13 protein-coding genes are annotated in these 11,946 nt (G+C 37.9%); 8 read left to right on the forward strand and 5 right to left on the reverse strand.

From position 1 onward, the window contains the following. Nucleotides 1-210: 210 nt before the first annotated feature. Nucleotides 211-864 carry an N-acetylmuramoyl-L-alanine amidase gene (locus MWU84_RS18550; protein WP_111624452.1) on the reverse strand — a complete coding sequence of 218 codons (654 nt, stop codon included), beginning with the start codon at nucleotides 862-864 and terminating at the stop codon, nucleotides 211-213. A gap of 201 nt (nucleotides 865-1,065) precedes the next feature. Between MWU84_RS18550 and MWU84_RS18555 the strand changes: the two genes are divergently transcribed. Genes MWU84_RS18555 through MWU84_RS18590 form a run of 8 tightly spaced genes read left to right on the forward strand, consistent with a single transcriptional unit; the run spans nucleotide 1,066 to nucleotide 7,921 of the window. After that, nucleotides 1,066-1,353, forward strand: coding sequence for a hypothetical protein (locus MWU84_RS18555; RefSeq protein ID WP_111624453.1), 288 nt, complete (start codon nucleotides 1,066-1,068; stop codon nucleotides 1,351-1,353). After that, the gene (locus MWU84_RS18560) at nucleotides 1,353-1,637 is read left to right on the forward strand and encodes a hypothetical protein (RefSeq protein WP_111624454.1); all 285 of its coding nucleotides are present in this window, start codon (nucleotides 1,353-1,355) and stop codon (nucleotides 1,635-1,637) included. The genes MWU84_RS18555 and MWU84_RS18560 overlap by 1 nt, the downstream gene beginning before the upstream one ends. Next, the gene (locus tag MWU84_RS18565; protein ID WP_111624455.1) at nucleotides 1,624-4,038 is read left to right on the forward strand and encodes a TraG family conjugative transposon ATPase; all 2,415 of its coding nucleotides are present in this window, start codon (nucleotides 1,624-1,626) and stop codon (nucleotides 4,036-4,038) included. The genes MWU84_RS18560 and MWU84_RS18565 overlap by 14 nt, the downstream gene beginning before the upstream one ends. Next, nucleotides 4,035-4,691, forward strand: coding sequence for a conjugal transfer protein (locus MWU84_RS18570; RefSeq protein ID WP_245946397.1), 657 nt, complete (start codon nucleotides 4,035-4,037; stop codon nucleotides 4,689-4,691). The genes MWU84_RS18565 and MWU84_RS18570 overlap by 4 nt, the downstream gene beginning before the upstream one ends. Then, nucleotides 4,691-5,533 (forward strand): hypothetical protein, encoded by an 843-nt coding sequence (locus MWU84_RS18575; protein WP_111624456.1) that lies wholly within the window; start codon nucleotides 4,691-4,693, stop codon nucleotides 5,531-5,533. Before MWU84_RS18570 ends, MWU84_RS18575 begins: the two co-directional genes overlap by 1 nt. 17 nt (nucleotides 5,534-5,550) lie before the next feature. Beyond that, nucleotides 5,551-6,165, forward strand: coding sequence for a conjugal transfer protein TraK (locus MWU84_RS18580; RefSeq protein ID WP_111624457.1), 615 nt, complete (start codon nucleotides 5,551-5,553; stop codon nucleotides 6,163-6,165). Then, nucleotides 6,155-7,087, forward strand: coding sequence for a conjugative transposon protein TraM (gene traM, locus MWU84_RS18585; protein WP_111624458.1), 933 nt, complete (start codon nucleotides 6,155-6,157; stop codon nucleotides 7,085-7,087). The genes MWU84_RS18580 and traM overlap by 11 nt, the downstream gene beginning before the upstream one ends. A gap of 12 nt (nucleotides 7,088-7,099) precedes the next feature. Continuing rightward, nucleotides 7,100-7,921 (forward strand): DUF4138 domain-containing protein, encoded by an 822-nt coding sequence (locus MWU84_RS18590; protein WP_111624459.1) that lies wholly within the window; start codon nucleotides 7,100-7,102, stop codon nucleotides 7,919-7,921. Nucleotides 7,922-8,835: 914 nt separating this feature from the next. Here MWU84_RS18590 and MWU84_RS18595 read toward each other — a convergent pair. From MWU84_RS18595 to MWU84_RS18610, 4 genes are read right to left on the reverse strand one after another with little or no spacing between them, the layout of a single operon-like run. Beyond that, nucleotides 8,836-9,201: a hypothetical protein gene (locus MWU84_RS18595; protein ID WP_111624460.1), complete on the reverse strand. Its 366-nt coding sequence runs from the start codon at nucleotides 9,199-9,201 to the stop codon at nucleotides 8,836-8,838. Next, complete coding sequence (locus MWU84_RS18600; protein WP_111624461.1) at nucleotides 9,198-10,328, reverse strand: SAVED domain-containing protein; 1,131 nt, start codon at nucleotides 10,326-10,328, stop codon at nucleotides 9,198-9,200. Before MWU84_RS18600 ends, MWU84_RS18595 begins: the two co-directional genes overlap by 4 nt. Beyond that, entirely contained in the window at nucleotides 10,318-10,815 is a 498-nt protein-coding gene (locus MWU84_RS18605) for a Mov34/MPN/PAD-1 family protein (RefSeq protein WP_211322995.1), read from the reverse strand. Before MWU84_RS18605 ends, MWU84_RS18600 begins: the two co-directional genes overlap by 11 nt. Beyond that, entirely contained in the window at nucleotides 10,800-11,900 is a 1,101-nt protein-coding gene (locus tag MWU84_RS18610; protein WP_246904432.1) for a ThiF family adenylyltransferase, read from the reverse strand. Before MWU84_RS18610 ends, MWU84_RS18605 begins: the two co-directional genes overlap by 16 nt. Nucleotides 11,901-11,946 lie beyond the last annotated feature (46 nt).

Below are 11,946 nucleotides of genomic sequence, written 5' to 3' on the forward strand. Positions count from 1 at the left end.
TCAGTAAAGGCTTGGGCCCTTACTCCTTTAGGATAACTGAAAAATATTTGAAAAACCTTCCCATCTCTATTTTGGTTGAGGCTAAGGAGCATGTTGTTTTACCTTCTGTAAATTATTAAGATTTCCTATCTCCAATGGCATCTATCACTTCACAATACATCATTTTCAATAGCCTTATCAAACTCTCCATGATTGCCACAAACAGCTCTTTCATCCCTTTAAATAATTAAATATTGCATTCAAAATAACCATCGCATACCCCATAACACTCTCCTCTTTCCTACTATGCTCCGCCTCTTCCATATTAGACAAAAAACCCACCTCCAAAAGTACCCCAGGACAGAAGTCTTGGGTTTCTCTGAGTACTTGAAAATTAGCATATTTCATTCCCCTAATTTTAAACCCCAAAGCCTGATCGAATTCTAATAAGATGGCTTCTGACAAGTTTTCGGATACGGATTGTAGTTCTGAGATCATGGTAGTATTGGGTTGCTGCACATAGACCTCAATTCCTTGTGCTGCCTTCCTTGCTGCTTGATTGCAATGAATAGAAATAAAAACATCAGGTTGCAATACTTTCACCAATTTGGCCCTATCACCCAAAGAAATTAAAGTATCATTATATCTGGTCAAATAGATATCTAGGGTGTTTCCAAACAGTTTCCTGTTCAAACGTATTGCCTCTTTCGCAACCTGCAGAACAATATCCTTTTCTTTTAGTGCATTAATTCCAACTGCTCCGGAATCCACTCCCCCATGTCCAGGATCTAAGACTACTATTTGTCGTCTATTTTCCTGCGCCAATATGAGATTGCAAAACAACGAAAATCCAATCCAAAGGCAAACTATCCAAAAGCGTTTCATTTTATTCAATTTTTAAAGTGCGTGTTGCACAATTTTCATCGTTTTCCCTAAATCATCTCTAATCCGTGAAATTTTAACGTTTTCGACTGTTAAAATTTATTCGATTCCCATCGATTTCTACCATCCTTTAGAAATTCCATAACGAATAATTCATCAATCGGTCTTTCCTACATTATTAGGGGAGCACAAAAACGAACAGTCATGAATAAACCACTTAAAACTCTTTTACTCTTACTTATGACGACAGGGTCAATATTTGCGCAAATCGGCGGAATAGAAGACTCCGTCAATGATGTTTCGGATACCATCAGGACAATCTTCCCCATTATCCTAGGTGTCATTTTTCTCATAGGGTTCTTATTCAACGCCGGCCATTTCTTCGGAGAAAACTCAGATCTTAAAAAAGGAATCACTCGAGTTCTAGTCTTTGTTCTTATCGCAGGGGCAGTGGTCGGCATCTTTACGTACCTAATTGGAATAGTCGTTTAATGAAAAGGTTCGAGGTATATCGCAACATCAGAAAACAGGCCGTGATATTCGGCCTATCCATCTCATTTTTTGCTCTACAAATGATTTGCGTGGTCAGCTCTTTAATGGTCATCATTTTCTCGTTCAGTCTTGCAATGATCATGGGTGTATTGGTATTCAATGCTGCTCTTTATATAGCCTTGATCAAGATTACAAATAACCCCCAACAAATTACCCTTTGGGGGGTATTCCCAAAAATCATCAGCAATAAAAAATCGTCATTACTTAGCTATGGACAAGATTAATCTTTCGGCACACCATCCAATTGCGGATATACGATCCAACATGGTCTTTGCCAATAATGGCAATGTAATCCTATGTTATGACGGTTCCTTGCCGGAGATTCATTCCCTTTCGGAGAAGGATTTTGAGGATATCCATGGGTGCTGGTTCCAGGCCATCAAATCGTTGCCCATCGGATGCGTGATCCATAAACAGGATATTTATTTAAAGAAACAATACACTTCTGAAAATTTGCCCAATACCACCTTTCTTGCCAAGGCTACACATAAGCATTTCAAAGGACGTGATTATATAGAACATAGATGTTTTGTGTTTTTTATCCTTACCAAGAACAAGGCATTGAACAATGCCAAATATGCGAATCCATTCCGAAAGGTTGCACAAGGGATTCCTCAGGAGCTGGACGATCAAATTAAAAGTTTCATGGACTCCGTAAACGACTCCGTTTCCTTTATCAACAACAGTCGAAAAATGCAGTTTGTCCCTTTGGCAGAAAAAGAAATCCTATCCATAACCGACAATTATTTCAACGGGTTCAACGAGGGTTTTGATACCGACATCCTTTTGGACCGGTCCAAGATTTCCATTGGCGAAAACTGTTTTGATGTTTTGGCCCTAAATAGTGAGCTTTGCTTTGGAGAGAATGTCCAGAGCAGCAAGACCAATGAACGATTTACCTCGGACGATTTTGTGTTCCATCAGGGGTTTATCGATGGAATCGGACTAGCGTTGAACGAAAACCATATCGTAAACCAGATCATCTACCTGGACGATAAACATAAATGGCGCAAGTTGTTGGACAAGAAGATCGAAGAACTTAAAAAAAGCTCCAATTTTGGTTCCCAGAACAAAGTAACACTGGCAAAGGCCCAACAGATCCTTGACCAGATCAATAATGATGACAGCTCGCGCATCATCCGTGGCCATCTCAATGTCATCTTTTGGGATCCCCAAGCCAAGGGCCTTGCAAAAATAGGTTCAAAAATAAGGACCGAATTCAAGGAGCTTGATATTGTCCCCTATTACCCCCGGGGGGAGGAACGTAAAAATTATATCCTCAATAGTTATTTCTGTTTCTCCCCCAATTTCTCGGACGAGGATCTTTACGTGACCGACCTGAAACATGCCATCTGCCTGTACATAAACAATAGCAACTACAAATCGGATGCTACAGGAATCATTTTCAACGACCGTGAACACAATATCCCTGTACTAAAGGATGTCTGGGATGAAAGGAAAAAACGAATCAAAGCACGGAATTTCGCCATTTTCGCCCCAACGGGAGAAGGCAAGTCATTCCTGGCCAATAATATACTCCGCCAGTATTTCGAAGCCGGCGTCCGGCTGGTCATCATCGACCTTGGAGGGTCCTACACTAAGTTTGCGAAGCTTTATCCCGAACAATATACCGTACTGAGATATGAGAGTGGCAAGAACCTGGGCATCAATCCGTTTTATGTTCACAATCCTGAAGACCTTACCCCGGAGCGATTGGAGGACCTTTCGGTATTTCTTTTTGAATTGTTGGCCTCGGAGCTGAAAGCAACCAAGGCCCAGTCGGTATCCATTAAAAAGATTCTGCTGTACTATTATCAGGTGGTCAAGGAGAATCATTCCTTGGACAGCTTCTATCATTTTATAGAGGAGCATCAGAAGAGCTTGTTGGACCAGCTTAAAATTCAAGCCGATTACTTCAATATTCCGGGCTTCCTCCACATTATGTCCGAATATGTTGGCAATGGACTGTACAGCTTCCTGTTCGAGGTCAGCGAGGACCAGACCTTTAAGATAGAGGACAAACGTTTGATCGTTTTTGAATTGGATGAAGTAAAGGACAATAAGGAAATCCTTTCGGTAATGTTGAAACTTATCAAGTCCGCCATCCAACGCACCATTTGGAAAAACCGAGCGGAAAAGGGTATCATTTTGTTCGATGAGTTTGCCAAACAGCTGAAATTCGACAATGTTCTGGAGAGCGTCGAATTCTACTATCAAGCCATCCGAAAACAAAACGGGGCCATTGGAATTATCCTGCAATCCATCAACCAATTGCCCAACAATTCTACTTCAGCGAGTATACTAGAAAATACTCAAGTCATTTATAGCCTCAACAACGAAAAGGGCTATGGGGAACTGAAGAACAGGCTGAACCTGTCCAGCCACGACCTGAACCAATTGAAATCCATCAAGAACAACCTTTCCGGGCCACGCAAGTACACCGAAATGTTTATCAAGATTGGGAAGGAAAGTAACATTTTCAGGTTGGAGGTACCCCCTGAAGTCTATGCCGCCTATTTAACGGATGGCGAAGAAAACGCCCGCATAATGCGGATATATGAAAAGACCAATAATATGGAGAAGGCTATAATCGAATTTATTAACCCAAAAAACAAGAAAGTATGAAATTTTCAAAAAAAATTCACGAGTACTTCGGCAATAGGTTCGCCGTGAGTAAAACAAATGAGAAACAAACCTTTAAGAAAAGCGTACTTACCATGGTCATTGCCCTGACTATGGTCATATTAATGCCCGGCCGTGCCACGGCCCAAGGCGTGCCGGTTTACGACAATACCAATTTCATTTCCTTTATGAAATCCCTTCTGGAATCGGGAAAACAGACCTCACAATTGTTAAAGACCGTCAAATTTCTAAAACAACAGAAAGAAAACGTGGACAAGGTCAACGATGTGATCAAACAACTAAAGGCTGTAAAGGAACTCGCCATTAGCAACCAACGCCTGTTCGATTTCGTACAGGACGACTTGAGGGAGATTTTCAACTCCCCCTATATAAAACCTGAAGAGGTTACCCGTATCTCGGATTCCTTCAACGATATTATAGAAAACTCTTTGTCTGGGATGGATTATATAGAAGAGGTACTATCCAGTGACAACCTGAGAATGACCGATGCCGAACGGGCTGCCATCCTCAAGGAAAAGGAAATGCAATCCAAGGAAATGGTGGCCGAAATAGAGGCCAAAACACGCCGTTATCGAGAAATAATCGCCTTTAGGGAAATGCAGGACAAGATCAATAACCGAGAAGCCAAGTATTAATGTCGGACATTTTTTTAGGTATCGGTCTGGAATATGTGGACACTGTTTTTCAAGCCATTAAGAACAGTGAATTCTCACGGTACACCATTACGGGAATGAAGACCCTTGCGGTACTGTTCTTTCTGATCAATATTCTAAAAAAATACAATGAAGGCGTGGCCAATAATGAAGGTTACACCTGGGGACTGACCCCTGCCGAACTGGCCAAGAATTTTACGGTAATCATTATTGTCATTTTTTCCACTCAGGTGCTGGGGGTTTTCGACTCAATTTTGGTGGCCGTTGAGTCTCAATATAGGGACACGGCCCCTGCCCTACTTCCCTTGCAGATGCAGGAAATTGACATAGAACAGGATGTGGGGGCGATCGAAGCAGCAAAAAAGGCTATGGCACTTTTATATGAGGCTTTGGTGACACCCTTGTTCGGCCTAAAGATTTTGGCGTTCATAATTGGATTGTTTCTTTGGTTGATGGACCTGTTCATCTATCCTTTGTTTTTGGCAGAACGTTTCTTTCTCTTGGGGATAATGCAGGCCTTTTTTCCATTGATCATCAGCCTAGCCGTATTCGAAAAGTTTAGGTCATTGGCATACAATTTCTTTAAGCTCTATGCAGGGGTTTATATGTTGGTGCCGGCATTTTTCTTGGTAAATGTATTTGTCAACTATCTATATACCGAGCTGAACACCAACTTTTGGTCCAGTCTGTTCGGAACGGACTGGGGGAGCCAATTTTTTGCTCCTGTAATACAATTGGGGTCCATAGGATTTATTGTGTTCTTAAAATTCAAATTGTACCGCAGGGCCATCTCGTTTACGTTGAAACTATTTAGCGGTATATAAATTATAAAAAACCACTGATGAAAACACCTTATAAAAATATTTACCGCATCCTGAACCAAAATCGTTTTATCGTTTTGTCCGTAGTCATAGGCGCAACAATGACTTGCATTGTTTCCATATGCGTGGTCATAAAACTGCATAGGGAAACGGTCAACAAGGCGTTTATGGTCAATACCGATGGGAACGTGATACCCTTAAAATTGGTTGCCCAAAAGGAGAATCTGGGAGTGGAAGTTTTGTCCCATTTAGAATTGTTCCACACCTATTTCTACAACATAGACCCCACCAACTATGAAAAGAACTTGGAGAAGGCTCTTTGGTTGGGCAACAGTTCTGTGGATGCCCTATACAGACAGAAAAAATCGGATGGGGTATATAATAGATTATTGCAGTATTCCTTGGTGCAGAAGGTACTCCAGATCGAATCCAAAATAGAACTGTCCCAAGAACCCTACACCTTTCGTACCACTACCCTATTCGAGATCAATCGGGGCAAGGTAACGGACACCTATGAATTGGTGACAACGGGCAATTTGATCCATGTGGACCGCAACTTCCCTAAAAACACCCACGGGCTTCTGATCACCAACTATTTCGAGAACTCCTTAAAAAAAATACAGGATGAAAATTGAAAAGAACAAGATCGTGTTTGGTTCGGTAATATTGGTCATTGTACTGTTCATTGGGGGATATACCATGTTGGTCATAAACAATGGCGACGAAACGGAGGAATCTTTGGAACAGACCGAAGTACCCCAATTGGAAGAACAACAAAATGAGTACAAATCCAAACTGGAAGCTGTAGACAATATCCCAGAAGAACGCGTGAAAAATGCACCCAGCGTATATGATGAAAGGTTTTTGGATTCTACCGGGCTATATGATCCCGATTTTTTGGACAGGGATAAACAACGTATCGTTGATAGCATCTACAGCCAAGGGCGGATCGACTATTCAGAAAGCAGGTACCGGAAAGTGGAAACCAAAAAAGCTAAGGTGGTTGCACCCATAGAGAAGGATACTATTGAACTTGAAGCTGAGCTACCTATTTCTACTAAGGAATTGGCGTTGGAGCACCAGCTCTTTTTTGCTGCGGATCCAAAATCAAATCCTATATCCCTTGCTCTCGATCCCCCTGTTGTTAAAGTAGAAGTGGATGGCAGTCAAGTGGTACGGGCATACAGCCGGCTGCAGCTGCGACTACTGCAAGAAGTACAATTGGGCAATACAAAAATTCCTAAGAATACTTTGATCTATGGCATTGTCAGCTTTAAGCCCAACCGGACACTCCTTAAAATTGATAATATAAATCACATTCCTGTTGAGCTCAAGGCCTTCGATCTACAGGACGGACTGGAGGGCATTTATGTGGAGAACAGTTTTCGGGGCGAAGTGGCAAACGAGGTCGTGGATGATGTCCTGGACGATATCAATATCGTCGGTGTGCCCCAGGTAAGCGGTATCAAAAAAGTTTTCCAACGGACCAATAGAAGAACAAAAGTGGCCGTGCTCAACAATTATAAACTCATTTTAAAAGCTCCTATGGGGCAATAAACTTACATTCTTATGAAAAAATTGATACCCTTGCTCGGTCTTCTGATCATTATGGCCACTTTAGAGGCGCAAAATGGAAAAGTCATCGACACCATTTATGCAAATGAACAAAAGACGGTATCCCTGTTCTTTCCAGGTCCCATTCGACAGGGAGTTACAGGGGCCTCCAATTTCGCCTTTAGCTTCAATAGGGAAAAAGCACAGTACTTTGGGCTGCTACAGGCCACTCCCGGCGAGGAAAGTAATCTTTTGGTAGTAACCCAGGACGGTGGGATCTATTCCTATCTGCTACGGTATTCCCAAAAATTGGAAAGGCTCAATTATTTTATTGCCGGATCCGAGAGTATAGGCAATGAAAGGACGGGCCCCACTATATTGCCACATCAGGAATTGTCTTCGATTGATTTGGACACCATCCCAAACTCAGATAAAGCTTTGGACTATCCCAAGCTGTGTTCTCAATTGCTTCGAAATCCCAGGCCTTTTGATCAGATAAAATATAAGGATGGAGTCACTATTCGCATGACGAAAAGTATCTATTATCTTAACGAGGTCTATGTGGTCTTTGAAATTGATAACGATTCCCAAATTGATTTCGAAATCAACACCTTGAACCTTTATAAAATAAACGGCAACAAAAAACGAAAGGCTTCCTACCAGGAACTACTCCTTTCGCCTATTTATCAGTATAAGGTGCCGCTAATGGTTCCAAAAGGCCAGCAAGTACAATTTGTATTTGTATATCGCAAATTTACATTGGGAATCCGCGAGAAACTATTGGTTAAGTTGGAAGAGTTGAATGGGGCTAGGGATGTTTTGGTAAAACGCAGATAATAAACTTCACTCCGCGATGAGAATATTACACCTGTTAAACATAAATAAAATTATAGAACAAATGTACTTGTAGCGTAAAACGGCGCATACCGTGTATTTGATATAATTGTAGATATAGCGACACGCCAGTGTTCTATATCGTCAACAATTATATCAAAGCCGTTTTACAGGAAAGTTTGTTCATATTCGTTAGCTATAATTGCATTATGTAAAATATCCCAGAACATTTTATTATTTAAGCGAATTATAACCCGGGTCATGAATCTATAAACGGTATGCTACGCATAGCGAAATAATTCATTTGTTTCTATAATTTGCCGTTATGCAAAATAGCCGCGCGCCAACGCTTATTGTTTAAAAAAATCAATACGCTATGTGGCGCATTATTTTTTACTCAATTCTCAGCGGCTTGGCACACGCCATTAAAAGCTCAACTTTTCGTTCTTGATTGAAACCAATAGTTTAAATTCGAAATTTAAGTTAAAAAATTTCACAAACTGTTCGTTAGCCTTCCGCAAAAACTAATATTTTCCCTATGAGCAAAATTCTTAGCACTTGCTACCACCATCCTAAGGTTCAAGCTTAACTTTAAGTGCTTTTAATATTATGTAAAATGGAAATTCAGCACTGGAACCTTTAATCTTTTATTTCTATCTTTTTTCTTGATAAAAAAGAAACAAAAAATCAAGAAGAAAATATGCTTCCACCTTCTCTTTGTGTCTTGTGGCGCTGCCACGGTGCGTTTCACGCCCTAACTCAAAGCCCAGGGCAATGGCTCTTTGTGTTAAGCCACAAATTCACCCCATCGCCGGCCCGCATTTTCTTCCTCGCCACCACTCCCCTTACCAATTGTTTTACCAAAATTTTATGAGGCCAAGTTAAATATCGAGATTCTATTTTACATAATGTTATAACTATCGAGATGCTCTTCTGATTGCATTCTCCCAAACAATTGGTTCTAAATCACCTATTATTCTTTCAATAAACCTAATTCCTAGATTTGTAAGTGAACCAACTTTAGTGAAAGGACCCCAAGATTCAAGTTTAATAAGCTTCGCTGGTACCATATATGAATTATTATTTGTTATTTGATAAGCATTCCCATCAGCATCAAATTCAGTGAAATGTTCATCTAGCATTGGAATATTTTGTGGGTAATTTCCTGATGTTGTAATTATAGGTCCTAAAAATTCATCCGCTTTAATTCTGTCATAATAGATTATATAATGAAGGCCAGCTACTCTCCTCCTATCCGTTGCAGCTAATATTTCTCCCCTCATTTTTTATTAATTGTTATTACATTTTCAGGGCTACCATTTAGATATTCATAAAGGTTAATTTCAGGATCTTTTGTAGGCAAAATAATTCTACCAGCTGAAATAGCAATGCTAGCAGGAACAGCCGGAATTAAATGAATTTCACAATCTTTCCCATGATTTTTCTGTACCAAATTTAATAACTCTCTAAATTTATAACCAAAAGAAACTAAATCGGATTTTCTTGTAATGCATGAAGGATTTGGCTTATCAATAGAAAGATTATAAACACTAAAAGATTCGTCTATTATAGGTTCATATTTGTCTTTTTCTATATAATCACTAATAGCTAATGTTATAAGAACATTTTTTGTACTTGTTTTTTTTACCAAACTAGTAGAAAAATTTAACTTTTGAGGATTTCCTTCTTCATTCCAATTAAATCTTTCTTCAGGTATATTTTCTCTTCTGGCATGATAAACTTCACCGCTTATTGTATCGCCCAATTTATAACCTAAATAAAATAATAATGGCATAGGACCAATTCCAAAAATGGATAATTTATAAAGTGTACTATTAATATTTTTACTCTCTATTTTATTACATAAATAATCAATTTCTGCAGTTGCAGATTTCCAATCATATAACGGATTAAAAACTTTGTTATTGATACTTAACCAATAGTCATGATGATCATCTGGATAATAAGGTAAGATTGCATTATAGATACTTTCAGTATCTAAGGTTATAAAACGATCTTTTATTTTACAACTATAGGTTATAATCGTTGTTTGATTTCTTGGTATGCCTAATAAAAACCTTACTCTTTCCTCATGTTTTTTTTTCATTGAAATTAAAACATCAGCACTATATTTTGACTTATTCAATTTGTCATCAACTAATTTGTGACATTCTCTACATAATAGCATAATGTTTGTAGGATCAATTTGTAGCTTCAAAGAATCATTATTTCCTCTAGGTCCATCACTCTTCGCACCAATTATATGAGCAAGTTCGGAAAAATTCCCATCTGCAAAAGTTAAACCATTATACCACAATGGTTTATTACAACCATCAAATTGACATCTTCCAGCTGAATCAGACCAAATCTTAACTTTAATATGTTCAGGTATACTTTTCCTATCGCTCATATTGATTGATTTTTTTAATTTCTAATGTTTTTGAGCTTCCTTCCCAAACTCCAATTGATTTTGTTCCGATTATTATAAAATACAAGTTCTTACTGGTGTAAACATCATTCTTTAAAATTTTTTTCCAACTATTTATATCGGTTGTTGATGGAGTTGGATTTTCTTCAGGATGTGTATGCCATTCACCTAAATAATTACAAGTTCCTTCAGATTCCATCCAAATTTTATCTATTATCTTTTGATGATTTCTTTTACCTCTTTTAAACCTAGTTCGTGTTCTAATATCTCCTTTCATAGGAAATGTATTTATATCGATAACTATGTCGTTTGAATCCTTAATAAATCTTCCTAAAACTACTCCTCCAGCTTCTTTTTTGTCAATTGAATCTTGTGCATAGCTTAACATGTTTTCCATTGGAATTTTGTCAATTTTAAGCCTTCTACTTTTAGATATTGAAAATACCATATTGTCTATTTTATACTGCATATAGAACATGTATTATCAATATATTCATATCGTGATTTAATTAGCTCATTATTTGATAAATCGTATCTTTTCGATGTCATAAAACCAGCATTAATAAAATCTTGATTGTCTCCTTTCCATGATAAATAAGGATTATTATGGATATTATTATTAAGGAAGTTCTTGACCAAGTCTAGAGTTAAAACAGCAGTTTTATGACTATCTAATGAGCTAAAAGGAACAAATGAACTAGAACATCCAGCGATTTTTTTAGAAAAATGCTGACCTGGTAAACAAAAAGAACCTTTATTGACTAAATTTTCATCATAAAGACAATTATAGCAACTACTTCTGTTTTGAACCAATAAACTGTGTCCACCTATACCATATGGTTCATTCCAACAATAGATTATTGGTGTATTAATAGTGTTTTTAAAAAGATAATTATTTAGATAAAAGTTTGTGTTTGGACTTCCCGTTGCACTTACTATCAAATCATAATCTTGCAGATCAATAATACTATTTGTGACTGAATTTTCTATAGAATTATCTATTGGTTTAATGGTAGTGTATGGGTAGTTTTCTTCAAGAAACTTAGACATAGCAATAGCCTTGTTTTTACTTAAAAAATTAAGGCCCAATTGATGTCTATAGATATTATCTGTAGAAATAAAATCGTTATCAACTATAGTAATATTACCTATTCCAAACTTTATTAATTCTGGAGCCAAAATACTTCCAACAGACCCACAACCAATTAGTAAAATCTTCTTTTCGTTTAAGGTTGTATCTCCTCCTCCTCTTGGTTGAATAATTTCTTTTTCAAGTCTAATTATATCAACAGGTTTTATATTAAAGCTTGCATCCATAACTAAAGGATGGTTATCTTCATTTAATCCTTTATAAATCACACCATAAAGAACTAATCCATTACTCTTTGGTTGTGATATGACTATTAATTCTTCCTTTTTTATTTTGTGATACTTATCAAGTATTTCGCTTAATTTTTTTCGATTTTCAGCACTTACATTCTCAAATATTTTAGATTTTAGCTCCTTAGCTATTTCGGAGTTATGACGCCACCATTTTCGGTCAAATTGCGCCACTTTGAAAGATCTTACAATTATAAAAAAAATTTAGGTTTATATACTC

The organism is Arenibacter sp. F20364, from assembly GCF_023015905.1.
Lineage (GTDB): Bacteria > Bacteroidota > Bacteroidia > Flavobacteriales > Flavobacteriaceae > Arenibacter.